Annotated in this window: 21 protein-coding genes; 4 read left to right on the top strand and 17 right to left on the bottom strand. The window is 59.4% G+C overall.

What is annotated here, in order from left to right; genetic code table 11:
- Positions 1–3: 3 nt before the first annotated feature.
- Entirely contained in the window at positions 4–813 is an 810-nt protein-coding gene (gene map / locus BLL52_RS12360; protein WP_075586918.1) for a type I methionyl aminopeptidase, read from the top strand.
- A 32-nt stretch (positions 814–845) separates the two neighbouring features.
- The gene (locus tag BLL52_RS12355; protein WP_075586917.1) at positions 846–3446 is read left to right on the top strand and encodes a [protein-PII] uridylyltransferase; all 2601 of its coding nucleotides are present in this window, start codon (positions 846–848) and stop codon (positions 3444–3446) included.
- Between the two features lie 92 nt (positions 3447–3538).
- Here the strand turns inward: BLL52_RS12355 and BLL52_RS12350 are convergent, their stop codons facing one another.
- The 9 genes from BLL52_RS12350 to hemN form a co-directional block, all read right to left on the bottom strand.
- Complete coding sequence (locus BLL52_RS12350; RefSeq protein WP_075586916.1) at positions 3539–4141, bottom strand: peptide deformylase; 603 nt, start codon at positions 4139–4141, stop codon at positions 3539–3541.
- A 116-nt stretch (positions 4142–4257) separates the two neighbouring features.
- A complete protein-coding gene (locus tag BLL52_RS12345; RefSeq protein WP_083633961.1) occupies positions 4258–5748 on the bottom strand; it encodes a dihydrolipoyl dehydrogenase in 1491 nt (496 codons plus the stop codon).
- A 214-nt stretch (positions 5749–5962) separates the two neighbouring features.
- The gene (locus BLL52_RS12340; protein WP_075586915.1) at positions 5963–6454 is read right to left on the bottom strand and encodes a DUF1499 domain-containing protein; all 492 of its coding nucleotides are present in this window, start codon (positions 6452–6454) and stop codon (positions 5963–5965) included.
- 9 nt (positions 6455–6463) lie between these two features.
- The gene (ligA, locus tag BLL52_RS12335) at positions 6464–8617 is read right to left on the bottom strand and encodes an NAD-dependent DNA ligase LigA (protein WP_075586914.1); all 2154 of its coding nucleotides are present in this window, start codon (positions 8615–8617) and stop codon (positions 6464–6466) included.
- A 13-nt stretch (positions 8618–8630) separates the two neighbouring features.
- Complete coding sequence (locus BLL52_RS12330) at positions 8631–9668, bottom strand: cell division protein ZipA C-terminal FtsZ-binding domain-containing protein (protein ID WP_075586913.1); 1038 nt, start codon at positions 9666–9668, stop codon at positions 8631–8633.
- Complete coding sequence (gene smc, locus BLL52_RS12325; RefSeq protein ID WP_075586912.1) at positions 9665–13189, bottom strand: chromosome segregation protein SMC; 3525 nt, start codon at positions 13187–13189, stop codon at positions 9665–9667. The genes BLL52_RS12330 and smc overlap by 4 nt, the downstream gene beginning before the upstream one ends.
- Before the next feature lie 266 nt (positions 13190–13455).
- The gene (dusA, locus tag BLL52_RS12320) at positions 13456–14457 is read right to left on the bottom strand and encodes a tRNA dihydrouridine(20/20a) synthase DusA (RefSeq protein ID WP_075586911.1); all 1002 of its coding nucleotides are present in this window, start codon (positions 14455–14457) and stop codon (positions 13456–13458) included.
- Positions 14458–14556: 99 nt separating this feature from the next.
- A complete protein-coding gene (locus BLL52_RS12315) occupies positions 14557–15234 on the bottom strand; it encodes a sulfite exporter TauE/SafE family protein (protein WP_075586910.1) in 678 nt (225 codons plus the stop codon).
- A gap of 9 nt (positions 15235–15243) precedes the next feature.
- Positions 15244–16641: an oxygen-independent coproporphyrinogen III oxidase gene (gene hemN, locus BLL52_RS12310; protein ID WP_075586909.1), complete on the bottom strand. Its 1398-nt coding sequence runs from the start codon at positions 16639–16641 to the stop codon at positions 15244–15246.
- Positions 16642–16783: 142 nt separating this feature from the next.
- Here hemN and fnr point away from each other — a divergent pair, with 142 nt between their 5' ends.
- Positions 16784–17494, top strand: coding sequence for a fumarate/nitrate reduction transcriptional regulator Fnr (gene fnr / locus BLL52_RS12305; protein ID WP_075586908.1), 711 nt, complete (start codon positions 16784–16786; stop codon positions 17492–17494).
- A 5-nt stretch (positions 17495–17499) separates the two neighbouring features.
- On the opposite strand, the gene BLL52_RS12300 is transcribed toward fnr, so the two are convergent.
- The 7 genes from BLL52_RS12300 to BLL52_RS12270 all read right to left on the bottom strand — a co-directional run bounded on the left by BLL52_RS12300 (position 17500) and on the right by BLL52_RS12270 (position 23654).
- Positions 17500–17781 carry a hypothetical protein gene (locus tag BLL52_RS12300; RefSeq protein ID WP_075586907.1) on the bottom strand — a complete coding sequence of 94 codons (282 nt, stop codon included), beginning with the start codon at positions 17779–17781 and terminating at the stop codon, positions 17500–17502.
- Between the two features lie 110 nt (positions 17782–17891).
- Positions 17892–18794 carry a cytochrome-c oxidase, cbb3-type subunit III gene (ccoP, locus tag BLL52_RS12295; protein WP_075586906.1) on the bottom strand — a complete coding sequence of 301 codons (903 nt, stop codon included), beginning with the start codon at positions 18792–18794 and terminating at the stop codon, positions 17892–17894.
- Positions 18787–18972 carry a cbb3-type cytochrome oxidase subunit 3 gene (locus BLL52_RS12290; RefSeq protein WP_075586905.1) on the bottom strand — a complete coding sequence of 62 codons (186 nt, stop codon included), beginning with the start codon at positions 18970–18972 and terminating at the stop codon, positions 18787–18789. Before BLL52_RS12290 ends, ccoP begins: the two co-directional genes overlap by 8 nt.
- 14 nt (positions 18973–18986) lie before the next feature.
- A complete protein-coding gene (gene ccoO / locus BLL52_RS12285; protein WP_075586904.1) occupies positions 18987–19610 on the bottom strand; it encodes a cytochrome-c oxidase, cbb3-type subunit II in 624 nt (207 codons plus the stop codon).
- Between the two features lie 11 nt (positions 19611–19621).
- Positions 19622–21058 carry a cytochrome-c oxidase, cbb3-type subunit I gene (gene ccoN, locus BLL52_RS12280; RefSeq protein WP_075586903.1) on the bottom strand — a complete coding sequence of 479 codons (1437 nt, stop codon included), beginning with the start codon at positions 21056–21058 and terminating at the stop codon, positions 19622–19624.
- A gap of 89 nt (positions 21059–21147) precedes the next feature.
- Positions 21148–21282 (bottom strand): cbb3-type cytochrome oxidase assembly protein CcoS, encoded by a 135-nt coding sequence (gene ccoS, locus BLL52_RS12275; RefSeq protein ID WP_075586902.1) that lies wholly within the window; start codon positions 21280–21282, stop codon positions 21148–21150.
- The gene (locus tag BLL52_RS12270; protein ID WP_083633920.1) at positions 21282–23654 is read right to left on the bottom strand and encodes a heavy metal translocating P-type ATPase; all 2373 of its coding nucleotides are present in this window, start codon (positions 23652–23654) and stop codon (positions 21282–21284) included. The genes ccoS and BLL52_RS12270 overlap by 1 nt, the downstream gene beginning before the upstream one ends.
- A gap of 78 nt (positions 23655–23732) precedes the next feature.
- Between BLL52_RS12270 and BLL52_RS12265 the strand changes: the two genes are divergently transcribed.
- Complete coding sequence (locus BLL52_RS12265) at positions 23733–24176, top strand: universal stress protein (protein ID WP_075586901.1); 444 nt, start codon at positions 23733–23735, stop codon at positions 24174–24176.
- A 46-nt stretch (positions 24177–24222) separates the two neighbouring features.
- On the opposite strand, the gene BLL52_RS12260 is transcribed toward BLL52_RS12265, so the two are convergent.
- Positions 24223–25284, bottom strand: coding sequence for a response regulator (locus BLL52_RS12260; RefSeq protein ID WP_075586900.1), 1062 nt, complete (start codon positions 25282–25284; stop codon positions 24223–24225).
- Between the last annotated feature and the right edge of the window lie 6 nt (positions 25285–25290).

The following is a 25290-nucleotide window of genomic DNA, read 5'->3' as shown; positions in this document are numbered from 1 at the left end:
CCCATGACTATCACCATCAAAGATGCCACCGGCATTGCCGGGATGCGCGTGGCGGGCCGTTTGGCCGCTGAATTGCTCGACTACCTGGCCCCCTTCGTCAAACCCGGCGTGACCACCAACGAACTCGACCGCCTGGCCGATGACTACACCACCCAGGTGCAAGGGGCCATCTCGGCCCCGCTGAACTATGCGCCGGGTGGCCACAACCCCTACCCGAAATCGATCTGCACCTCTATCAACCACCAGGTGTGCCACGGCATTCCGAATGACAAGCCACTCAAAAAAGGCGACATCGTCAACGTGGATGTGACCGTCATCAAAGACGCCTGGCATGGCGATTCGAGCCGCATGTACATGGTCGGTGAGGCCTCGGTGGCGGCCAAACGCCTGTGCAAGCTCACTTATGACGCCATGTGGATGGGCATCATGAAGGTGAAAGCCGGTGCTTACCTGGGCGACATTGGCCACGCTATTCAGGTGTTTGCCGAAGGCCAGGGTTTGAGCGTGGTGCGCGAGTTTTGCGGCCATGGCATTGGTGCCAATTTTCATGAAGACCCCCAGGTACTGCACTACGGCCGCCCCGGCACGCTGGACCAGCTCAAGGCGGGCATGACCATCACCATTGAACCGATGCTCAACCTGGGTCGGCGCGAGATCAAGGAAATGGGCGACGGCTGGACCATCGTCACCAAAGACCGCACCCTGTCCGCACAGTGGGAGCACACGGTGCTGGTCACGCCCACGGGTTATGAAGTGCTCACACTGTCTGAGCACAGCCCGCCAATTCCGGCCTTTGTGACGCCCTCTGCCTGAATCGCCGTTTTTCCAACCCACGGGCTTGCCACATGACCACCAGCCAAATCCAGCGCAGCCAGTACCGCACCGAGAAGGCTGCCCTGCTGGACGCTTTGGCTGCCAGTGGCGCCTCCACCCGTAGTGTGAATCCTGCCTTGCAGGGCCTGTCGCGCCTGGCCGACGAAGCCTTGATCCGGCTGTGGCAGCAAGCAGGCTTCAGCGCGCCTTTTGCCCTGCTGGCGGTGGGCGGATTTGGCCGCCAGGAGATGTATCCGCACTCTGATGTGGATGTGCTGGTGTTGCTACCCGATGACCAGTCGCCCGAGGCCGACCCGGCCTTGAAGGCGCGTATTGAGAGGTTTATTGGCAGTTGCTGGGACGCCGGGTTAGAAATTGGCTCCAGCGTGCGCTCTGTCAGCGAGTGCCTGGACGAGTCTGCCAAAGACGTCACCGTGCAAACCGCCCTGCTGGAGGCGCGCCTGGTCATTGGCAGCGCAGCGCTGTGTGCCGACTTTCAGTCGGCAATTTTCGGGGCTATGGACGCCAACGCATTTTTTGTCGCCAAAACCCTGGAGATGGAGCAGCGCCACAACAAGTTTGACGACACACCCTATGCGCTGGAGCCCAACTGCAAAGAGTCGCCCGGTGGCCTGCGTGACCTGCAGGTGATTCTGTGGGTGGCGAAAGCGGCTGGTCTGGGTGCCAACTGGAACGCCCTGGCCAAGGCCGGCCTGGCCACCGCGTTTGAGGTGAAGCAGATCAAGCATAACGAAGCCGTGCTGCGGCTCATCCGCGCCCGGCTGCACCTGATCTCTGGCCGACGTGAAGACCGGCTGGTGTTTGATCTGCAGACCAGCGTGGCGCATTCATTTGACTACCAGCCCAGCGACGCCGTTACCGACCAGCGCGCCTTTGTGCGCCCCAGCGAAAAGCTGATGCGCCATTACTACTGGGCCGCCAAGGCGGTGACGCAGCTCAACCAGATCCTGCTGCTCAACATCGAGGAGCGGCTGAACCCGCTGATGCACACCACGCGGCCGCTGCGCCCCCTGAACGATCATTTCATGGACAAGGCCGGCATGATCGAGGTGGTCAGTGATGACCTCTACCAGCGCAATCCGCACGCCATCTTGCAGACGTTCCTGGTGTACCAGACCTACTACGGGATCAAGGGCCTGTCAGTGCGCACGCTGCGTGCACTCTACAACGCGCGCAACCTGATGAACGCTGACTTCCGGCGCGACCCGGTCAACCGCGCTACCTTCCGCCAGATCCTGATGTACCCGTCCGGCCTGACGCACGCCCTGCGCCTGATGAATCAGACCTCGGTGCTGGGGCGCTACCTGTGGGCGTTTCGGCGCATCGTGGGGCAGATGCAGCATGACCTGTTTCATGTCTATACGGTTGATCAGCACATTCTGATGGTGCTGCGCAATGTGCGGCGCTTCTTCATCGTCGAACACGCCCATGAATACCCGTTTTGCTCGCAACTGGCCAGCGGCTGGGACAAACCCTGGATTTTGCATGTAGCCGCGCTTTTTCACGACATCGCCAAAGGCCGCGGCGGCGACCACTCCCAGCTGGGCGCGCTGGAAGTCAGACGCTTTTGCAAACACCACGGCATTGCCGGTGCCGACGCCGAACTCATCGAGTTTTTGGTACGCGAACACCTCACCATGAGCCGCATTGCGCAAAAGTCTGACCTGAGCGACCCGGACGTGATTGCTGCGTTTGCCCAGCATGTAGGCAGCGAGCGCGCCCTCACCGCGCTATACCTCTTCACCGTAGCAGACATCCGTGGCACCAGCCCCAAGGTCTGGAACGCCTGGAAGGGCAAACTGCTGGAAGACCTGTACCGCGCCACCTCGCGCGCTCTGGGTGGCCACGCGCCCGACCTGCACGCCGAGGTGCAAGAGCGCCAGCGCGACGCCCTCGTCGAGCTGGCCCTGCTATCCCAACCCTTTGAGTCGCACAAGGCGCTGTGGGCCACGCTGGATGTGGGCTACTTCATGCGCCATGACGCGGTTGAGATTGCCTGGCACGCGCGCATGCTCTCACGCCACCTTGGCGGCAAAATGCCGGTGGTGCGCGCCCGCCCATCGCCGGTAGGTGAAGGCCTGCAGGTGCTGGTCTACACCCCTGACCAGACGGATTTGTTTGCGCGCATTTGCGGCTTTTTTGACCATCGCAACTTTTCCATTCTGGATGCGCGCATCCACACCACGCAAAACGGCTACGCGCTAGACACATTTCAGGTGGTGGCCACCTACCTGCCCGACCATTACCGCGAACTGGTGAACATGATCGAGTCAGAGTTGACCCAGGTGATTGCCACCTCTGCGCCGCTGCCCGCACCGAGCCGGGGCCGGGTGTCGCGTCGGGTGAAAAGCTTCCCGATCACGCCGCGTGTCAGCCTCAAACCCGATGAAAAAGCCCAGCGTTGGCTGCTGAACATTTCCGCCAGTGACCGCGCCGGCCTGCTCTACAGCGTGGCCTTGGTGCTGGCGCGCCACAAAGTGGACCTGAACCTGGCCAAGATCAACACCCTGGGCGAGCGGGTGGAAGACACCTTTTTGATTCAGGGCGAAGCGCTGCAAAACAACCGCGCGCAGATTGAGATTGAGACCGAACTGCTTGAAGCGCTGGCCTAGACTGCCCTAATCCTTGAAGCATTTTTGGCCTCTAGCCCTTTAAATACAAGCGCTAGTAGCTATAAATAAAATAGCGTTCCCGTGGTTACTGTTCAGTCGGCAGGCTGATCCAGCCCCGGGAACAGCACCGCGTTGAAGCCAAACTGCGTGAAATCAGCCACCCGCATCGGGTAGAGCTTGCCAATCAGGTGGTCACACTCATGCTGCACCACGCGGGCGTGAAAACCATCCACCGCGCGGTCAATCGGATCGCCATACTGATCAAACCCGGTGTAGCGGATGCGCGCAAAACGCGGCACTTTGCCGCGCAAGCCGGGTAACGACAAGCAGCCCTCCCAGTCTTCAACAATCTGCGGCATGGTCGCGCTCAAAGTGGCCGCACCAGCAAAAAGATCGTCGTTGACCGCGCCATCTGCCAGCGGCGGCAAAGGGATGATGCTCGGGTTGATCAGCACGGTTCGCGGCACCACAGGCGCCTGTGGGTAGCGCGGATTGGGCTGGCCCGAGCCAAAAATCACCAGCTGCAAATCCACCCCAATCTGCGGCGCCGCCAACCCGGCGCCATCGGCTGCGTGCATGGTGTCGAGCAGATCGCTGATCAACAGATGCAACTCGTCAGTATCGAAGGCAGTCACCGGCTGGGCCACGCGCAGCAGGCGCGGGTCGCCCATTTTCAGAATATCTCGCACAGTCATGTTGACTCCAATAGCACGCCTGCGCCCGGTCGTCCTGCAACTGCAGGGCAATGGCTTCAGTGGGGGCGCGGGAAAGATTTTGACATGGGCACCGGTTAAATTTCGGCCAGGGGCAGTCAGTCCAGCGCCAGCGCGCCAATGGGGCCGCAGTGCGCCAGGTCCGAGCTGACAGCGTCGGGCAGTTGGCGTGCGGCATCGCGCAACGCGCTGCGCAGACCCTCTTCCAGCACCGGGTGGTAGAAAGGCATGCCCAGCACCTGCGCCACACTGAGCTTTTGCGACACGGCCAGCGCCAGCAGGTGCGCCAGGTGTTCGCCAGCGGGGGCACACAGCTCTGCGCCCAGCAGGCAGCCGCTGGCGGCATCGGCGTAGACACTCAAGCGCCCTTGGTTGCGCTGGCCAGCGCGTGCGCGACCTTGGCCGACAAAGTTGACGCTGCCCGTCACGAACTGCAAGCCGTCTTGCCTTTGCAACGCACTGAACCCCTGGCCCACCACCGCGGCGTTGGGGTCGCAAAACACAATGGCAAGAGGTATGCGACGCTCAAAGCATTGCGGCGTGGGTGCCATCGCGTTCAGGCCGGCAATGTGGCCTTCGTCTGCGGCTTCGTGCAACAGCGGGCGGTCGTTGTGCGCATCGCCCGCCAAATACACGGGCGAGTCGCCCACCTGCATGCTTTTGGGGTTGACAGGTGGCAAGCCATGTTTGTCGAGCGGCACGCCCAGCGTCGCCAGCCCCAGGCCTTGCAGGTTCGGGCTGCGGCCAATGGCCACCAGCACTTGGTCAACCACAGTGCGGTGCGCACCGCTGCGCACTTCAATGCCGCCTTCCACCGCGTGCAAGCTGGCTTCAGCGCCGATGTTCAGGGTGATGTCGCGTTCCAGCGCCTGGCGCAGTTCGGCATTGACGTCAGGGTCGCTCATGCCCCCCAGCATTTCTTTGGTGGCGTAGCCGTGCACGGCTACGCCCAGCCGCGCCAGCGCCTGCGCCATCTCGATGCCCAGCGGCCCCATGCCGATCACGGCCATGCGCGGGCCCAGCGTGGTTTGTTCAAATAGCGTGTCGGTGGTGAGCACCCGCGCGCCCAGTGCCTGCATGGCTGGGGGCAGTATGGGACTCGAGCCCGGTGCCAGAATGATGCCCTTGGCGCTGTAGGTCTGGCCGTTGACCTGCACCTGCGTGCTGCTGAGCAGCTGTGCGCGGCCCGAGACGCTGCGCGCGCCCAGCTCGTCGGTGATGCTGACGGTGCCGGCAACAAAGTCGTCACGCAGACGGCGCACGCGGCGCAGCACAGCGGGAATATCGACGGCCAGCGCGTTGCTGCCGGTAATGCCAAAGGTCTCGAAGGTGTGGCGGCGGTGGTAGGCGTTGGCCGCCTCGATTAGCAGCTTGGAGGGCATGCATCCCACACGTGCACAGGTGGTGCCATAGGCGCCGTCGTTGATGATCAGAAATCGCTTGGTGCGCTTGGCCACCTCGCGCAGCGCGGCCAGGCCGGCCGAACCCGCGCCGACGATGATGGCGTCGAAGGTTTGGTCGCTGTGGCCAGTGCTGTCTGGGTTGTTTTTGGTTTGGCTTTGGCTTTTGTTGCTACTGCTGTTGGACATGCGAGGCTCCTGGGTCAAGACAGCTGGCACCATAACAGCAGTGACCGCAGCGCATCGCGCGGGGGGTACATTCGCTTTCCAAAATGCTGCTGCTGTCATCGCCCTCGGTGCCAGTGTCCTTGCCCCCGAAAAATGTACCTCTTAGCTATTTGTGCAGCCGCTGTGTGCACAGAACGCCCTTCGTGCGCAGTGGCAGCGATGTAAGGAACAGTGCTCAAGACTGATCAGCAAGCGCCTGGCGCACGGCTTCGACCCGCTTTCGGTTGACGCCCAGATCGCTTTCACCAACACGCGATGCCGATCGAACCTGAATCGTCTGCGCCTTTGGGTCGAACCAGAACTCCACGTCGTCGACAAACTTCATGATGCTTGTCGTGTACTGCACGTACAGGTAGTCGGGGGTGCTTTCAACTATATGGGCGCCAGGCATCGCGGCCACCAGGCGCTGGAGCCGGGCGATGGTGGCGGGGCCGTCGCCGCGCAACGCCAAAGGGGCGACGTCTGCGTAACCGCGCTGCGGATGATCGGGGTACAGCGAAGCTTGGCTGCTGACGCTGTTGGCCGTTGCGGACGGTGACTTCAGCTTGCCTTGATGAACGCCAAGGTCAGTCGGCACCTTGCCCTGCAGCAAGCCCGCCTGGCCTGCGGCCATGGCCGCAACTGCCAACACCAGCAACCCAACCATCAGCCATCTTAGGATCAACATGGCGCCCTTTCAGTGAAATTCGACGTCAAGCAAAGCGCGCAGCCCGGCTTCGTCCAGCACTGGCACGCCTAATTCCAGAGCTTTGTCAAGCTTGCTGCCCGCTTCAGTCCCGGCCACCACATAACTGGTTTTCTTACTGACCGAGCCGGCCACCTTGCCGCCAGCGGCTTCAATCAAGGCCTTGGCGTCTTCTCTGGCCAGCGTGGGCAGGGTGCCGGTGAGCACAAAAGTTTTGCCACTCAACGGCGTCGGCACACGCTCGGCAGGTGGCCCTTCAGGCCAGCTCACCCCACAGGCGCGCAGTTGTTCGGCCACCTCGCGGTTGTGCGGTTGGTCGAAAAAGGTACGCAAACTTTTTGCGACGATCGGCCCCACATCGGCCACTTCAAGCAACTGCTCTTCAGTCGCGTCCATGATGGCGTCAAGCTGGCCAAAGTGGCGCGCCAGCTCTTTGGCCGTGGCCTCGCCCACATGACGAATACCCAAGCCGAACAAAAAGCGCGGCAAGGTGGTTTGCTTTGATTTTTCTAGCGCCTCCAGCAGGTTCTGTGCCGACTTGTCAGCCATCCGGTCCAGATTGGCCAGCGCGGTCAGGCCCAGGCGGTACAAGTCTGGCAGCGTGTGGGTGATGCTGGCGTCCACCAATTGATCAACCAATTTTTCGCCGAGCCCTTGCACCTCTACCGCGCGGCGCTGGGCAAAGTGCAGGATGGCCTCCTTGCGCTGGGCTCTGCAAAACAGCCCGCCGGTGCAGCGGTAGTCGGCCTCGCCTTCTTCGCGCACCGCCGCGCTATCGCACACCGGGCAGGTGCGCGGCATGGTGAAAACCTCTGGCTCACCCACACGCTTGTCTAGCAACACCGACACCACCTCAGGGATCACGTCGCCCGCGCGGCGCACGATGACGGTGTCGCCCACGCGCACGTCCTTGCGGCGCGCTTCGTCTTCGTTGTGCAGGGTGGCGTTGGTCACGGTGACACCACCAACAAACACCGGCGCCAATTTGGCCACCGGCGTGAGTTTGCCGGTGCGCCCCACCTGCACGTCGATGGCCAATACGGTGGTCAGCATTTCTTGCGCTGGGAACTTGTGTGCCACCGCCCAGCGCGGCTCACGGGTAACAAAACCCAACTGACGCTGCAGGGCCAGGCTGTTGACCTTGTAGACCACACCGTCAATGTCAAAACCCAGGCTGTCGCGCTGCCGTGCGATAGCGTTGTAATATGCTACTAATTCAGTAGCTCCCTGCGCTTGCTGCACAAGGGCTGAGACCGGAAAACCCCATGATTTCAGGGTTTGCAACAGATCAAAGTGGGTGGCAAACACCGGCCCACCAGCGTCTGGCGGCGAGACTTCACCCAGGCCATAGGCAAAAAAGCTCAAAGGCCGTTGCGCGGCAATGGCCGGGTCAAGCTGGCGCACTGCACCCGCAGCAGCATTGCGCGGGTTGACAAAGGTTTTTTCGCCCTTGGCACCGGCAGCTATTTTTTGACGCTGGCGCTCATTCAGGGCGTCAAAGTCATCGCGGCGCATGTAGACCTCACCGCGCACTTCCAGCATAGCGGGCACGGGCGGGCAGGTTTCGCCTTCGGGGGGCAGCGAGGACACGCCAGTGCCGGGCGTGGGGGCAATTAGCCTCAGGGGGATCTGGCCGATGGTGCGGATGTTTTGCGTCACATCCTCACCGGTTTCGCCGTCGCCGCGGGTCGCGGCCTGCACCAGCACGCCGTGCTCGTAACGCAGGCTCATGGCCAGCCCGTCAAATTTGGGCTCGGCAACATACTGCACTGGCGGGTCAGATTCGGTCAGGCTCAGTTCGCGGCGGATGCGGGCGTCAAAACTCTCGGCACCGGCAGGCGTGGTGTCGGTCTCGGTGCGGATGCTGAGCATCGGCAGAGCATGGCGCACCTGGGCAAACTGGTCCAGCGCTCGCCCGCCCACACGCTGGGTGGGTGAATCGGTGGTAACCAGTTCGGGGTGGCGCGCTTCCAGCGCCTGCAGCTCCTGAAACAGGCGGTCGTACTCGGCATCTGGCAGGCTGGGCGCGTCCAGCACGTAATACAGATACGCGTGGTGGTGCAGCGTCTGACGCAACTTGGTCAGGCGCTGAGCGATGGGTTGGGCGTCGTCCGGCGACGGTGCAAAAAGATCAGCGGTGTGCATGGGGTGGGGTGCCTCAGGAAAACAGCCGGCGCGCCAGCACCGACCCGGCGGAGAGCTCGCGCTGGTCCAGCGTGTCGTAAAGCTGCTCTAGGTCGGCGAAAATTACCTCCATGGCCTCGGGCGGCAGCGGCACACCCGCGTCGTCAGTCACGATGCCATCCATCTCCTTGGCCAGCGCCAGAGCCGCTTCGCACATGCGGGCAAAGGCGCGCTCGGCGCGCTCCACCTGCGGCACGTCCAGCGACATATTGAGCTCGCGCAGGGCCGACTGCGATACATCCTCAGCCAGCGCTGCCTGGGTATCAAAACTCAAGCTGATCACAGGGACAGGGCCGCTGGTGCCGGGCAGCACCATGCGCCCAGCCATGGAACCTGGCACAAACCCCTGACGCGCCGCCATCTGCTGCACATAGCTGGGGCTCCAGGCGGAGCGCCGGGCGCGCAGCATAAAGCCGATCTGTGCGTCGTGGTCGCTGGCGAACTGGTCCAGCTCGCGGGCGCGGCCTACCTCGCGGCGCATGTCGGGAAAGTCTGGCGTACCGCCCAGGGTGTCGCAGAAACCCTGGGCTTTCATGACAAATTCCGAAAACTCAATGTCGTTCAGCGCGCCAGAGCGATTCGCCAGCTGCACACCAGCCTGCAACTGGCTGTAGCGCTGGCCCGGCAGCGCCGCTTCCCAGCGCTGGGTTTCGGTGTTCAGGCCCTCCACGGCAAACGGCTTGCTGCCCACCCGGCGCGTGGGCGGCAGCGCAGCGAGCACCGCATCACCCGACACGGCTGCGTCCAGCGCGACCGGGGCGATGACGTCGATCAGCGCATCCAGGCCGGGTTTTTTCTCAGGCACGGGAATGGCAAAACCGGTGTCTTCTACGCCGCCACTCAAAGCTGCATCATCCAGCGTGGGCTCCCGGTGAAATGACTCGGTGGCGCTGGGCAGCACAGCGTCAGGCTGGCGCGGCTTGTTTTTGCCTGCCAGCCAAAGGTAGTAGGCCAGCATGGCCAGCAGCAGCGCGCCGCCAGCCGCTGCCAGACCGAGTTGTAACGGGCTCATAGCAATTCCTCTTGATCGGCCAGGTTCAGGGCCATGTCCATGTCGACTGCCACGATGCGCGAGACGCCCTGCTCTTGCATGGTGACACCAATGAGTTGTTGTGCCATTTCCATGGCGATTTTGTTGTGGCTGATAAACAGGAACTGGGTTTCGCGGCTCATGCTTTTGACCAGCTTGGCATAACGCTCGGTGTTGGCGTCGTCCAGCGGCGCGTCCACCTCGTCGAGCAAGCAAAACGGCGCCGGATTCAGCTGAAAGATGGCAAACACCAGCGCAATCGCAGTCAGTGCCTTTTCACCACCTGAGAGCAGCGCAATGCTCTGGTTCTTTTTGCCAGGCGGCTGGGCGATGACCTGCACACCTGAGTCCAGAATTTCGCTGCCAGTGATCACCAGACGCGCATTGCCGCCACCAAACAGCTCGGGAAACATCTTGCCGAAGTGCTCGTTGACGGTGTTGAAAGTGCCCGAGAGCATCTCGCGGGTTTCGCCGTCGATCTTGCGAATGGCGTCTTCCAGCGTGGCCATGGCTTCATTCAGGTCAGCGCTTTGGGCATCCAGAAACTCTTTGCGTTCACGCGCCACCGCCAACTCGTCCAGCGCGGCCAGGTTGACGGCGCCCAGCGCAGCGATCTCGCGGTTAAGCCGGTCAATCTCGGCCTGCAGGCCAGCCAGCCTGACCGAGTCAGCAGCGATGGACGCTTCAACCACTGCAAGATCAGCCTGCGCATCGGCTAGCAACTGGGTGTATTGCTCATAGCCGAGTCGAGCGGCTTGCTCCTTGAGCTGGAACTCGGTGATGCTGGCACGCAGCGGGTCCAAGGCGCGCTCAAGCTGCAGACGGCGCTCGTCGCTGGCGCGCAATTTGGCGGTCAGGTCATCGTATTGGCTGCGCTGCGCGCCCAGGTGTTTTTCGCAGTCAAGCTTGACGGCCAGCGCCTGCTGCAGGCCACCTTGCGCTGCGGCATCGTTCAGGCGCAGTAATTCATCTTGGGCTCTTTGGTCCTCAGCCCTTATGGAGTCTGCCTGTTGCGCTGCTGTTTCCATAGCGCGTGACAACTCTGAGCGGCGTGCGCCCAAGCTACGCAAGGCAAAGCTGGCCTCTTGCATCTGGCGCTCCAGGCTGCGCTGCTGCTCACGGCAGTCGGCCAGTTTGCGCTCGGCGCTGATTACGCTGTCGTCCAGCTCGGCATGACGGCCTTGGGTGTCGGCAAGTTGCTGGTCCAGCTCTTCAAAACGGGCCTCGGCCAAAACACGGCGCTCTTGCAGGTCTTCCAGTTGCGCAACGACCTCGGCCAGATCGTCGGTAATCTGGGTGCTGCGCTGGCGCGCCTGCTCTGCCGCCTGCGTCAGGCGCAAGGTGTCCACCTGCAAGGCGTGGGCACTGGCCTGAGCCTGGGTGGCCTCGCGACGTGCTGCTTCCAGCCGCTGAGACAGATCGGCATACGCCGACTCGGCACGCACCAGCGCGGCGCGCGACCCATCAAAGATCAGCACCTGAGCACGCGATTGCTTTTCCAGGTTTTCTATTTCTTGCGCGCGTGCCAGCAAGCCCGCCTGCTCCGAGTCGGGCGCGTAAAAGCTGACACTGTGGCGCCCCACCACGTGGCCCGCCTTCACAAAAATGAGTTCACCCGGCTGCAACTGGCTGCGGCTGGCCAGCGCGTCTTCCAGGCTGGCAGCACTAAAACAGCCCTGCAGCCAGTCGTCCAGCACCGCTTTTTGGCCCGCGTCATGCAGGCGAAGCAAGTCAGCCAGGCGCGGCAGGGTGGCGCTGCTGCTGGCAGCACCAGCCTCGGGCGGGCTGTAAAACGCCAGCTTGGCGGGCGGCACATCGTTCGCAAAAGCCCGCACCATCTCCAGGCGGCTCACCTCCAAGGCGCCCAGACGCTCACGCAGCGCACCTTCCAGGGCGTTTTCCCAACCGGGCTCAATGTGCAGGCGGGTCCACAGGCCTTGCAGATGATCCAGACCATGCTTTTGCAGCCAGGGTTGCAGTTTGCCGTCGGTTTTGACGCGCTCTTGCAGGGCTTTCAGGGCGTCCAGGCGGGCAGACAAATCAGCCAGCCGGGCTGATTCAGCGTTGACCTGCTGCTGCTGAGTGCGACGCTGGTCGTCCAGCTCGGGGGCGGTGTCTTGCAGTTCGGCCAGGCGGGCCTGGGCCAGCTCGGCGTCGTCATTGGCTCGTGCCAGCAGGTTTTGCTGGCTGGCCAGGCATGACTCGTCAGGCACGGCCAAGGTCTGGCGGTCTTGCTGCAAGCGGCTGCGGCGGGTTTCCAACTGGCGCGACTGTTCTTCGATGCCGCGCTGCTCAGCCGCCAGCACACCTAGCTGCTGCTGCACCTGCGCCACGCTGGCGCGCTGTTCGTTGGCGGCGCACTGCGCCAGGCGCAAGGCGTCTTCAAGCTCAGGCAGCTGCTGAGCCTGGTCTTCCACCTGGGCGGCGAACAACTCGTTCTTTTCCTCGCCCAGCAGTTCCAGCTCGGACAGACTCTCCAGTTCGGTTTGTGCGTCCTGGCTGCGGGTGGCCCACTGGGTGGCCTGCTCTTGCAGGGTGCGCAAGCGCAGCTCTACCCGCTGGCGTCCCTCCACCACAAAGCGTATTTCAGCTTCCAGGCGGCCGACTTCGGTGCTGGCTTCATACAGCTTGCCTTGCGCCTGGTTGACCTGGTCACCGGCGGCGTAATGCGCCTGGCGCACGGTCTCCAGCTCGGATTCAGTATGGCGCAGGTCCGCCAGACGGCTCTCCAGCGCATTCACCGCCTCCAAAGACTCCAGCTTGACGCGGGCCTGATCGGCATCAAGCTCCGAACGCTTCAAATACCAGAGCTGCTGCTGCTTTAGTGTGGCGGCATGTGAGAGGGTGTTGTACTTTTGCGCGACTTCGGCCTGCTTTTCCAGCTTGTCCAGGTTGGCATTGAGCTCACGCAAAATATCCTCTACGCGGGTCAGGTTCTCACGCGTGTCGCTCAGGCGGTTTTCGGTTTCACGGCGGCGCTCTTTGTATTTGGACACGCCTGCGGCTTCTTCCAGAAACAGGCGCAGCTCTTGCGGGCGGCTCTCGATGATGCGGCTAATGGTGCCCTGGCCGATGATGGCGTAGGCGCGCGGGCCCAAACCCGTGCCCAGAAAAACGTCTTGCACATCACGGCGGCGCACCGCCTGGTTGTTGATGTAGTAGCTGCTGGAGCCGTCGCGGGTGAGCACGCGCTTGACGGCAATCTCGGCAAACTGGCTCCACTGGCCACCGGCGCGGTGGTCGTCGTTGTCAAAGACCAGCTCCACACTGGCGCGGCTGGCGGGTTTGCGAGTGGTGGTGCCGTTGAAAATCACATCCTGCATGGACTCGCCACGCAACTCAGACGCCTTGCTTTCCCCGAGCACCCAACGCACCGCATCCATGATGTTGGACTTGCCGCAGCCGTTGGGCCCGACCACGCCAACCAGCTGGCCGGGCAACACAAAGTTGGTCGGCTCAGCAAACGACTTGAAGCCGGATAACTTGATGGAATTGAGACGCACGGGTGGGGAAATGTCTGGGCTGTAAACAAGGAGGGCTTCAGCCTGTCACCGGCTGGCTTTCACGGCTGCGGCATGATAACTTGCCTGACCTATTGCCGATGGCGCTTAGCGCAGCGGGTGACGGTGACGAAAAGCCAGAAATGCCCCCCCCCGCGATTCCCGAAACCAACAGGCAGGTCACCAAGCGTTGGATTGTCATAATCGATTGACCACCATTTGCTATTTTATAAATAGCTACTTACGCAAGCATATCAAGGGCTAGAGACCTATTTTTCGTATAAATCAGGGCCGTGTGCCAGCGCCATGACCTGAGCCGGCGGCAAGGCTTTCAGGCTGTGATCGCTCCAGACGCGACGCCAGTGGCGCGCGCCAGGCAAACCATGCCGCAAGCCCAGCATGTGCCGGGCTATTGAAGGCCAGGTGGTGCCAAATGCCGCCAGTTCACGCGCCATGTAGTCCACCATCTGCTGCTCCACCGATTCACGTGTTAGCTCACCTTTGGGGGCAGCAGCAAAAAACGCGCTGTCCCACTGACTGAGCCACCACGGGTTGTGGTACGCCTCGCGGCCCAGCATGACCCCATCGAGCTGCGTCAGATGCGCCTGCACCTGTTCGGTGGAGGTTACGCCGCCGTTGAGCACAATCACTAGCTCAGGAAAATCGCGTTTCAGGCGGTAAGCCCAGTCGTAGCGCAGCGGCGGAATCTCACGATTGTCTTTTGGGCTCAGGCCTTTGAGCCAGGCGTTGCGGGCATGCACGATGAAGGTGTGGCAACCCGCCTGACTCACCGTACCGACGAAATCCCGAACAAAATCATAGTTCTCTACCTGGTCAATGCCGATCCGGTGTTTGACGGTCACCGGCACAGACACCGCATCGACCATGGCCTTGACGCCATCTGCCACCAGTTGCGGCTCAGCCATCAGGCAGGCGCCAAACGCACCGCGCTGCACGCGTTCGCTGGGGCAACCGCAATTCAAGTTGATCTCCGCGTAGCCCCACTGGGCACCCAGGCGGGCACAGTGCGCCAGGTCAGCCGGTTCGCTGCCACCGAGTTGCAGTGCCACGGGTTGCTCTTCGGCATTGAAGCGTAGATGGCGCGCCACATCGCCGTGAATCAGCGCGCCGGTGGTCACCATCTCGGTGTAGAGCAAGGCGTGGTGAGACAGTAGACGGTGAAAGTAGCGACAGTGTCGGTCTGTCCAATCGAGCATCGGAGCCACCGACATGCGCCATCGCTGGGGTTCAACAAGAATCTGGGGTTGCATGCGGCTGATTATCCCAGCCGGGTCAGGCTGAATTTAGGGCTGCGTTTTAACGGAAAGTGCCGCTGCGGCTGGCGCCACGCTGGCCGAAAAAATTAGCCGTCAGATCGGCGAGCACCAGGGCGCCTGGTCGTGCGCGTAGGCCATCCACAAAGCCCAGCCCGCACTGGCTGCCAAGGCCAAGCCCGCCAGCCTAACGCCCCAATCACCATTGCTGTTGCTACCAAACCGCAGCCACAACCAGGGTCCGAGCATCATCGAGACACTGGTGCCCAACGCAAACAGCCCCATGACTAGCGCACCGTCAACAGCGCGCCCGGTCAAACCTGCCACCAGCAGCGCCGAATAGAGCAGTCCACATGGCAAAAAAGTCCACACCATGCCAAGCATCAGCGTGCCCGACAGGCCGCGCCTGACGACCAAGTTGCGCGCGATACCCCAGAGTTTTTTACCCGCTTGCTCGAGCCAGATCGGCTGCTGGGCGTTGAACATGAGCACCAAGCCCATCACCAAAACCGCCACATGGAACATTGTCCAGACCGGCCTGAGCGCCGCGCTTTGCACCGTCATCCAGCCAAGCGCCTGCATGGAGGCGGCTGCCAATGCCCCCATGGCCGAATACCCCAAAACTCGGCCTGCCTGAAACAGCCACATGGCCGACGCGCGCCGATCGCCTGCCGCTTGCCCAATACCCGCGCAGGCAGCGCCGCACATGGCGATGCAATGCGGTCCACCCGCCAACCCCATCAGCAAGGCGGTGGTGGCAAGGGTGGTCTGCATCCACGCAGACTAAAGGATCTTGGAAAACTTGGTGCGGGTACGGTCAGTTTGCAGGTAGTGGTCAAACAGCATCGCAACCGCCCGGACAAAGAACCAGCCTTTTTCAGTCACCTGAATACCGGAATCCTCGAGCACCACCAAGCCCTGCTCTTCCTGAGCCGCCAGGGCTTTAAGTTCCTTGGCGAAATACTGCTTGAAGTTCACCAGATAGGCCAACTCGATGGACTCGTAAGACAAACGGCCTTGGCACATCAGCGCCATGATGCAGGCACGGCGAACCAGATCGTCGCGCGACAGCGCCAAGCCGCGAACAATCGGAAACTGACCTTGGTCCAGAAAATCGTAGTACTCCTCCAGCGTCTTGGCGTTCTGGCTGTAGGTGGCGCCCACGCGGCCAATGGACGATACGCCCAGGCCAATCATGTCGCAATCAGGCTGTGTGCTGTAACCCTGAAAATTGCGATGCAAACGACCCTGACGCTTGGCCACGGCCAGTGAGTCATTCGGCAAGGCAAAGTGATCCATGCCGATGTAGACGTAACCAGCCGCCATGAAAGCCGCCATAGAACGCGCCAGCATCGACACCTTGGCGGCAGCCGTTGGAATTTCAACCGACGAAATACGGCGCTGCGGCTTGAAGCGCTCCGGCAAGTGCGCATAGGCGTACAACGCTATACGCTCTGGTTTGAGTTCCACAATTTGCGCCAGCGTGCGGTCAAACGACTCTGGCGTTTGTTCCGGCAGGCCGTAGATCAGGTCAGCATTGACTGACTCGAAGCCGCGCGCACGCGCTGCGGCCACCAGTTCGAACACTTGCTCAGCCGGCTGGACCCGATGCACCGCTTTTTGTACTGCAGGATCAAAATCCTGAATACCAAAGCTCAAACGGTTGAACCCCAGCTCGGCCAGCACATCAAGTCGCTGGACGTCGATGGTGCGTGGATCAATCTCGATGGAATATTCGCCGCCGGGCACCAATTTGAAATTGCGCCGCAGCAGACCCATCAAATCACGCAATTCAGCATCGGACAGGAAGGTGGGAGATCCACCACCCAAATGCAACTGCGAAACGGGTTGGCCCACACCCATGTGCTTGGTGTGCAAATCGACCTCACGGCTTAAATAACGCAGGTAGGCCGCAGAACGGTCATGGTGCTTGGTGATGATCTTGTTGCAAGCGCAGTAGTAGCACAGCGACTCGCAAAACGGGATGTGCACGTACAGCGACAGCGGCAAAGCCAACGCAGCTGCGCCAGAGCGCCGTTGCTCCAGCGCTAGAGCATAGTCCTGCGCGGTAAAGGCTTCGACAAACCGGTCGGCAGTGGGATAAGAGGTGTACCTTGGTCCTGCAACATCGTATTGACGGATCAAAGCTTCAGAGATTGGTTCGGCGGCGCACTCGATCATGTGAATTCCTTTTTCAGACCACCTAAATGTGCCATCTGCGCCTGTTCTATTTTTGATCTTGATCAATCAAGCGGGAGAACGCGGATAAGGGCGAATTGACATTTGTCAGCCTTTGTTAAAGAACAGTGTCAGAATCCAGCCCATGAATCATGAGACCATCAAAATCGCCTGCGCCAACTGCAACATGCGCGAGCTCTGTATGCCCATTGGCCTGAATCAGGAAGAGCTCCATCGCATCGATGTGATGATTGGTTCCAGGCGCAAGGTCAAGCGCGGTGAAACGCTTTTTCACAACGGCGAAACGTTCACAAATCTCTACGCCATCCGCACTGGTTTCTTCAAAACCTGCATTACCTCAGAAGACGGGCGCGATCAAGTCACCGGCTTTCAAATGGCGGGTGAGATCATTGGCATGGACGGCATCGTCAATGACCACCACAGCTGCGATGCCATTGCCTTGGAGGACGCAGAGATTTGCGCCATGCCGTTTGCAGACATTGAATCGCTGTCACGCGAAGTCAATGCGCTTCAACGCCATGTCCACAAGATCATGAGCCGTGAAATCGTGCGTGAACACGGCGTGATGCTGCTACTGGGCAGCATGCGTGCTGAGGAGCGGCTGGCCGCCTTCCTGCTGAATTTGGCACAACGGCTGCATTCGCGCGGATTTTCCCCTTCTGAACTCGTCTTGCGCATGACACGAGAAGAAATCGGTAGCTACCTGGGGCTCAAACTGGAAACAATCAGCCGAACATTTTCCAAATTCGTCGATGAAGGCATCGTTGCCGTCAAGCAACGCCATGTGCACATTTTGAACACCCAGGCGCTGCAAGATATCGTCAACCCAAAATAACCAGATTATTTCGGTGCGTCAGGCGCCGTTTTAGGCGCTGGAACTGCACCTGTAGCGGCATGGTTTCGGGCCATCACCGCAGGGGCGTCACGGCCTTCGATCATCTGGCCGTTTTTCACGTTTTCAATCTCGATATCCTGACCGGTAATGATCTGGTTCGGACTGTTCGCGATGAAGTAAAACGTGACCAAACAAGCCAGCACCACACTCATCGGCCCACTGATCACCAACCACAGGTGGCCATACGTCCACCACGGCTTGTCATCCAATACGGAATTGTTACTCACAGACTACCTTTCTGTTCACAGCACCGCCTAACGCGCAGGGGCTTGAACGGGAAAACAGGGAAACCAACAAGTTTCATTTAGTGCACTGATTTGGCTTGGGTGGCCTTGGCTTAGCTCTTATTGGAAAGACCCCAAATATAGGCGGTTAACACTTTAATCTGTGGTTCAGTTAATAGTTTGCCTTGCGGAGGCATCACGTTTTGCATGCCGTTGTTGACCATGTCAACGATCGCTTTTTCACCGTAGCCATGCAACCAGATGCCGTCGGTCAGATTCGCTGAGCCCAAAACCTGCATGCCCTTGCCGTCTTCACCATGGCAAGCCGCGCATACAGCAAATTTTTCCTTACCCAACGCTGCCCGGTCGGCGTCATGCGGACTACCTGACAAGCTCAGCACGTATTGCGCCACGTTCTTGACGTCTTGTTCCGTGCCAACTGCAGCTGCCATGGGAGGCATGTTACCGATGCGGCCTTCGACGATGGTCTGGGTAATGTTCTCGGGAACACCACCATGCAGCCAGTCTTTATCCGTCAGGTTGGGAAAGCCTTTGTTTCCTTGCGCATCAGACGCATGGCACTGAGCGCAGTTGTTACTGTAAAGGCGCTCACCGATTGCCATGGCTTTTGTATCCTTAGCAATGTCTTCGTACGACATATTTGCAAAACGCGCATATACGGGGGCAATTGCTTCGTCACCCTCCTTGACTTCTGCTGCGTGTAAACCACTTGACGTCCAACCCAAAAGACCAGGGTAACTGCCAAGGCCGGGGTACAAAGCGAGATATGCAAAAGAGAATACCACCGTAATTACAAACAAATAACTCCACCACCTGGGCAGTGGGTTGTTCATTTCACGCAAATCACCGTCCCAGACGTGCCCAGTTGTGTTGTCCTCAGCTGTCACGGCATGAGCCCTGCCAGTGAAAATCAACAAGAGCAAACACGCCAAGATACTCAGGATAACGATTCCGGAGACGTAGAAGTTCCAGAAGTCACTTACAAAATCACTCATTTTTTGATCCTTCTCGGTTGTCGGATGAGTCCTCATCGTCCTCATCAAAAGGCAGCTTGGCTGCCTCGTCAAAATCAGCGGAATTTTTCTTGGAATACACCCACACGACAAAGCCAACAAAGGTGATCAGCCCCATGAGCGTCACAAGAGCTCTACCCGTGTTGATATCGAATTCCATCAGCGTAACTCTATTTATTTAACGAGATGACCCAAACCCTGAAGGTAGGCGACCATTGCCTCCATCTCGGTTTTACCCTCGACAGCCTCGGCGGCACCGGCAATGTCAGCATCCGTGTAGGGAACACCTACAGTGCGAAGACCTTTCATATGGGCCCCGAGCTTCGCTCCATTCACCGTCGCCGTGGCCAACCAAGGGTACGCGGGCATGATCGACTCAGGCACCAGATCACGCGGATTTAGCAGGTGGGTGATTTGCCACTGGTCACTGTACTTGCCGCCAATACGGTGCAAGTCAGGACCGGTGCGCTTGCTACCCCATTGGAATGGGTGATCGTAGACAAACTCACCAGCCAAAGAATAGTGACCATAGCGCAAAGTTTCAGCACGGAAGGGCCGAATCATTTGTGAGTGGCAGTTGTAGCAACCTTCGCGTTGGTAAATATCCCGACCAGCCAGTTCCAGCGCCGGGTAAGGTTTCAGGCCAGCGACGGGTTGGGTGGTGGATTTCTGGAAAAACAGCGGAACAATTTCCAGCAAACCACCGATGGACAAGACAATCAACATCAAAACAATCATTAACCCATTGTTTGTTTCGATGGCCGTGTGCGAAAAACCGCTTGATTTTGTATTTGACATGTTGTTTTACCTCAGGCGTGAGCCAAAGCAGCCGGAATGGGCACCGTCACTGAACGACCACTTGTCGCCGTTTTGTAGGTATTCCAGAGCATGATGATCATGCCGGTGAGATACATGGACCCACCCAACAGACGCAAAACATAGAACGGAAAGCTGGCCTTGACCGATTCCACAAAGGTATAGGTCAGGGTGCCGTCGGCGTTGATGGAGCGCCACATCAGGCCCTGCATCACACCAGCAATCCACAGTGCAGCGATGTACAAAACGATACCTATCGTGGCAATATAGAAGTGAACTTCAATCGCTTTGACGCTGTGCATCTGCTTTTGGCCGAAAAGCTTGGGAATCAGGTAATACATGGAGCCAATCGTCACCATGCCCACCCATCCCAAGGCACCGGAGTGAACGTGACCGATGGTCCAGTCTGTGTAGTGCGACAAAGCATTGACCGTTTTGATGGCCATCATCGGACCTTCAAAGGTGGACATACCGTAGAACGACAGTGACACGATCAGGAAACGCAAGATCGGGTCGTCACGCAATTTGTGCCACGCACCAGACAGCGTCATGATGCCGTTGATCATGCCACCCCAACTGGGCGCCAGAAGAATCAGGGAGAACACCATACCGACAGATTGGGTCCAGTCAGGCAGCGCGGTGTAGTGCAAGTGGTGCGGGCCTGCCCACATGTAAGTGAAAATCAGTGCCCAAAAGTGAACTATGGACAGGCGATAAGAGTAAACCGGGCGTTGCGCCTGCTTGGGGATGAAGTAATACATCATGCCCAAGAAGCCAGCCGTTAGGAAAAAACCCACAGCGTTGTGACCGTACCACCACTGGACCATGGCATCCTGCACACCTGCGTAGGCAGAGTAGGATTTCATCATGCCAACAGGAATGGAGAGATTATTGAAGATGTGCAGCAAGGCAATCGCCAGCACAAATGAGCCATAAAACCAGTTAGCCACGTAAATGTGCTTTACTTTACGAGTACCAATGGTGCCAAAAAAGACAACCGCGTAAGCGACCCAGACGGCGGTGATCAGCAGATCGATGGGCCATTCGAGTTCAGCGTACTCTTTGCTTTGCGTGAAACCCAAAGGCAAGGAAATGGCCGCACCAACAATGACAATTTGCCAGCCCCAAAAAACAAAGGCTGCCAATTTGTCACCAAAAAGACGAACCTGGCAGGTCCGCTGAACAACATAAAACGATGTTCCGATCAAGCCACAGCCACCAAACGCAAAAATAACCGCGTTGGTGTGCAACGGGCGCAATCGTCCAAAAGACAGGTACTCAATCCCGAAATTAAGCTCCGGCCAGGCAAGTTGTGCCGCAATGAACACGCCAACGAGCATGCCCACAACACCCCAAACCACGGTCATGATGGCGAACTGCCGTACAACTTTATCGTTGTACGTCGTCGCCAGCGAATTTGCGTATGCCATATTTACCTCTTCTATATTTGAGACGCAAAGTGTCCTGGTTGACCTGCGTCCTCGATTTGACACAGGTCAATTATGGCTTAATTTCCCCTTCAATCTTTAAGTATTCTCTCGCCTTCTTTTTCCACATCGTCAAATTGCCCCCGGTAAATCGCCCACCAAATGCCGCCAATGATGAAAAAGATCAGCCCGACAGATAGCGGGACCAGTAAATACATGATGTCCATCAAATTTCCTTGTTCTGAGGCTGCGCGCGCGACAGCCGAAGGGCGTTAGCCACCACCAGCAGCGAACTGCTGGCCATACCAATACCCGCAAGCCAGGCGGGCAACATGCCTGCCACAGCCAGCGGCACGCAAATCGCGTTGTAACCCGCCGCCCACCACAGATTCTGCCTGACCACCGCCAAGGTGCGTCTGGACAAGCTGATGGCCAAGGCCACATCACTCAGTCTGCTGCCTGAGACCAGAAAATCCGCCTGCGCTTGTGCCAGCGGCACCGCCTGGCCAAAGGCAAATGAGGCGTGCGCTCCCGCCAGAATAGGCCCGTCGTTCAGGCCATCACCCACTACGGCAACCTTGTGGCCTTCAAGCTGAGACTGACGCAAAAAATCGAGCTTGTCTTGGGGTGAACATTGCCCCTGAAAGGCCTGGATGCCCACCGCATCAGCAACCTGCCGGGCAGCATCACTGGCATCACCGGAGAGCAGGTGAACAGCAAGCCCATCTTCTTTCAGTGCAGCAATCGTCGCCTGGGCATCCGGGCGAATGGCTTCCTGCAATTCAAAAGTCGCCAGCCATTGCTGGCCATCGCTCATATAGACCTGCAAGACCTCTGAGGCGCGGGGCGCCACGCCGCAGTGCTCTGCTGAACCCAGCCGAATCTCAAAAGATTGCTCAGGCTCAGTGGCTTGCGCCAGCGTGGCCGTCAATCCACGCCCCGGCACCTCAAGCATATGACTGGCGAGCCACTGCCCAACAACACCCTGCTGCTGCGCTGCAAGCAACAAGGCTCGGGACGCCGGATGCAAGGAGTTCTGCGCCAGCGAGGCAGCCATGGCAAGCGCCTGGCTTGCGTCCATACCGGCACGCACCTGCGTCTGCCCCAACACCATGGCATCGCGCGTCAGGGTGCCCGTCTTGTCAAACACCACCGTGTCCACCGCCGCCAGGGACTCAAAGGCGTCGAGGCGGCGCACCAAAATACCCCTCTGTGCCAGCGCGCCAGCAGCAGACAACATGGCGGCAGGCGTTGCCAGCGACAAGGCACAAGGACAGGTCACGATCAGCACCGACACTGCCACCATCAAGGCGCGCTCCGGGTCGGTGTCCCACCAATACAAACAGGCCAGGCTTGCAGCAACCAGAACACCGATCAAAAAGGGTTTGGCAATGGTGTCTGCCAGACGCGCTAGGTGCGGTTTGTTGGTGGAAGCACTCTCCATCAGATCAACAATCTGGGCAAAGCGCGTTTCCTTGCCGACACGCTCCACCCGCGCCAGCACCACAGCAGCCAAGTTGTGGCTGCCGGAAATCACCGTATCGCCTTCGGCCCGCGCGACCGGGCGAGACTCACCGGTGAGCAGCGATTCGTCAACTGAGGTCTGACCACGCACCACCACGCCGTCAGCAGGAAAAGCCTCTCCCGCGCGCACTTGAATGACATCACCGGGTTGAAGTCGGCGAATAGGAACTCGCTCAAATTCACCGTCAGCCTTTTGCCGCGCGATGCTGTCGGGCAGTCGGTTCATCAACACTTCCAGTGCGCCGGCAGTGCGGTCACGCAGCCGCAACTCAAACCAGCGCCCGGCCAGCAGGAAGAAGACAAACATGGTCAGCGAGTCAAAAAACACCTCCCGGCCAAAAATGCCTTCGGGATCGAATGTACCTGCGGTGCTCACGACAAAAGTGATCAACATACCCAGCGCCACCGGCAAGTCCATACTGATGCGCCGATGCACGATGTCGCGCCAGGCGTTGCTGAAAAACGGGCTACAGGAAAAAATAATCACCGGCAATGTCAGCACCCATGAGGCCCAGCGCAGCAGATGCTCCATCTCGGCTGATAGATCGCCCGGGTCGGCAATGTAGGCCGGCAAGGCGTACATCATCACCTGCATCATGCACAGGCCTGCCACCATCAGGCGCCAAAGCGCCTTGCGCGACTCCAGCCGACGTCTTTCACGGGCAAAAGCGTCATTGGCCGGAACCGCCCGATAGCCCGACTCACGCACCGCCTGCATCCAGCGTGAGGGTAATACTGCTTGCGCCTGCCAGAGCACTTTAGCCCGCTGGCTGCCCGCGCTGACATCGGCCGAGACCACACCGGGAATGCTCTTGAGCGCGTCTTCCACGGTCAATGCGCAAGCCGCACAGTGCATGCCTTCGATCATGACATTGGACTCCCAGCGCCCCGACTGGGTTGCATCTGGTCGGCTGAACGCCGACCACTCTTGCTCGTCGTCCAGAATCTTCAACGCCTCCAGCGGGTCGCCTGGTGGCGACTGGAGCGCATCCTCGTCTTCCACAGCGCCCAATTCAACCCTAAAGCGCGGAGTAAGCGGCAAAAGCGAACTTTGAGATTCAACAGGAAAAGTCATCAAGATACCTGAGCTATATCAAAACCGGCTGATGGTATAGGAACGTACCATCTTCGTTCGTTTTGAGAGGAAATCACCATGTACGAAAAGATTCTTGTGGCCACCGACGGATCAAGTCTGTCCAAAAAAGCAGTCAGCAGCGCTATATCGCTGGCAGCACTCACCGGCGCGGCGCTGGTGGTGGTCAAGGTTGTGCCGCGTTACCCGCAAAGTTATTTTGAAGGTGGCTTGGCTCTACAAGCCGCTGAAGTGGGCCGCATCGAACAGCAATGGGCCGAGGAAGGCCAGTCGGTGGTAGACGAAGTGAAAACACTGGCCGAGTTGCAAGGTGTCAAAACCCGCGCGCTCACAGTGAAATCTGACATCGTGTCAGATGCCATCATTGCCACAGCCAAGAAGAACAAATGCGACCTCATCGTCATGGCCTCGCACGGCCGCAAGGGTGTCAAGCGCTTGTTGCTGGGTAGCGAAACGCATCAGGTGCTCACACACTCGCACATCCCCGTGCTGGTTTTACGTTAAAAACAGCTCCAGCCCTTATGCAGTAAGCGCGAGCAGCTATCATTTTCTACAGGATGGTGATGGCATCTTCATCATCCTGGAAACGCTGCCGAATCTGGCAGACGCTTTCCCACTGAGAGAAAAATGTGGTCACGCACTGCGGATCAAGGTGGCTTCCTGCGCTGGCTTTGATGTGCTCGCTGGCGCGCTCCAGCGACCAGGCTTTCTTGTACGGCCGCTCAGAGGTCAGGGCGTCAAAGACGTCGGCCACCGCCGCAATGCGGCTGAAAATGGGTATCGCCTCACCTTTGAGGCCACCCGGGTAGCCTGAACCGTCAAACTTTTCGTGGTGGCCCAGCGCAATGGCGGCACCGGTTTGCAGCACCCGGGAAGAACTGCCTTTCAAAATGTCATAGCCGTACACCGAATGCAGTTTCATGGCCTCGAACTCTTCAGGCGTCAGGCGCCCCGGTTTGAGCAGGATGCTGTCGGTGATACCCACTTTGCCAATGTCGTGCATGGGAGCTGCTTCTAGCAACAGTTCACACTCTTCCCGCGGCATGCCCAAGCCCCGGGCAATCAATTCCGAGTAATGTGCCATGCGCACAATGTGCGAACCCGTCTCAGGATCGCGGTATTCAGCGGCTTTGGACAGGCGTATCACCGTTTCGCGCTCGCGCTCCTTGATCTGATAAGTGGCTTTGCGCACCTCTTCGGCCAGCCAGGCGGCTCGGTCCGCCAGCACTTTGCGACTGGCACCGAGTTGCAGCATGTTTTTGACCCGCGCCATGAACTCGATCTTGTCCACCGGTTTGGTCAGGAAATCTGTGGCACCCGCGTCCAGGGCGCGGTAGCGCACCTGCTTTTGGTCATTAGCGGTGATCATCAACACCGGCATGTCTTCGCGGCCAGGGGTTTGGCGGAACTGGGTGATGAAATCCACGCCGTTGAGCTCGGGCATCATGTAGTCGACGATGACCAGGTCATAGTCTTCAGTCTGCGCACTCACCAGCCCGGCAACGGCGTTGGAGAAACTGGCAGATTCGCAGTTGCCCATGCGCTTGAGCAGTGCCTCGAACAGCACCAGGTTGATCTCTGCGTCATCAACAATCAATACCTTGTAAGTCATGGTGGT

Source organism: Rhodoferax antarcticus ANT.BR (assembly GCF_001938565.1).
In the GTDB taxonomy this organism is placed as follows: domain Bacteria; phylum Pseudomonadota; class Gammaproteobacteria; order Burkholderiales; family Burkholderiaceae_C; genus Rhodoferax; species Rhodoferax antarcticus.
This window is presented reverse-complemented; position numbering and strand designations above follow the sequence as displayed.

What these genes read in the sequence shown, in the direction of transcription:
- map (WP_075586918.1), top strand. Translation starts at nt 4, where the DNA reads ATGACTATCACCATCAAAGATGCCACCGGCATTGCCGGGATGCGCGTG.
- BLL52_RS12340 (WP_075586915.1), bottom strand. Translation starts at nt 6,454, where the DNA reads ATGTTGATCCTAAGATGGCTGATGGTTGGGTTGCTGGTGTTGGCAGTT.
- ccoS (WP_075586902.1), bottom strand. Translation starts at nt 21,282, where the DNA reads ATGGACATCATGTATTTACTGGTCCCGCTATCTGTCGGGCTGATCTTT.
- BLL52_RS12350 (WP_075586916.1), bottom strand. Translation starts at nt 4,141, where the DNA reads ATGACTGTGCGAGATATTCTGAAAATGGGCGACCCGCGCCTGCTGCGC.
- BLL52_RS12355 (WP_075586917.1), top strand. Translation starts at nt 846, where the DNA reads ATGACCACCAGCCAAATCCAGCGCAGCCAGTACCGCACCGAGAAGGCT.
- BLL52_RS12265 (WP_075586901.1), top strand. Translation starts at nt 23,733, where the DNA reads ATGTACGAAAAGATTCTTGTGGCCACCGACGGATCAAGTCTGTCCAAA.
- BLL52_RS12315 (WP_075586910.1), bottom strand. Translation starts at nt 15,234, where the DNA reads ATGCAGACCACCCTTGCCACCACCGCCTTGCTGATGGGGTTGGCGGGT.
- ligA (WP_075586914.1), bottom strand. Translation starts at nt 8,617, where the DNA reads ATGCACACCGCTGATCTTTTTGCACCGTCGCCGGACGACGCCCAACCC.
- BLL52_RS12345 (WP_083633961.1), bottom strand. Translation starts at nt 5,748, where the DNA reads ATGTCCAACAGCAGTAGCAACAAAAGCCAAAGCCAAACCAAAAACAAC.
- dusA (WP_075586911.1), bottom strand. Translation starts at nt 14,457, where the DNA reads ATGCAACCCCAGATTCTTGTTGAACCCCAGCGATGGCGCATGTCGGTG.
- ccoN (WP_075586903.1), bottom strand. Translation starts at nt 21,058, where the DNA reads ATGGCATACGCAAATTCGCTGGCGACGACGTACAACGATAAAGTTGTA.
- hemN (WP_075586909.1), bottom strand. Translation starts at nt 16,641, where the DNA reads ATGATCGAGTGCGCCGCCGAACCAATCTCTGAAGCTTTGATCCGTCAA.
- BLL52_RS12330 (WP_075586913.1), bottom strand. Translation starts at nt 9,668, where the DNA reads ATGAGCCCGTTACAACTCGGTCTGGCAGCGGCTGGCGGCGCGCTGCTG.
- ccoP (WP_075586906.1), bottom strand. Translation starts at nt 18,794, where the DNA reads ATGAGTGATTTTGTAAGTGACTTCTGGAACTTCTACGTCTCCGGAATC.
- fnr (WP_075586908.1), top strand. Translation starts at nt 16,784, where the DNA reads ATGAATCATGAGACCATCAAAATCGCCTGCGCCAACTGCAACATGCGC.
- BLL52_RS12260 (WP_075586900.1), bottom strand. Translation starts at nt 25,284, where the DNA reads ATGACTTACAAGGTATTGATTGTTGATGACGCAGAGATCAACCTGGTG.
- ccoO (WP_075586904.1), bottom strand. Translation starts at nt 19,610, where the DNA reads ATGTCAAATACAAAATCAAGCGGTTTTTCGCACACGGCCATCGAAACA.
- BLL52_RS12290 (WP_075586905.1), bottom strand. Translation starts at nt 18,972, where the DNA reads ATGGAATTCGATATCAACACGGGTAGAGCTCTTGTGACGCTCATGGGG.
- BLL52_RS12270 (WP_083633920.1), bottom strand. Translation starts at nt 23,654, where the DNA reads ATGACTTTTCCTGTTGAATCTCAAAGTTCGCTTTTGCCGCTTACTCCG.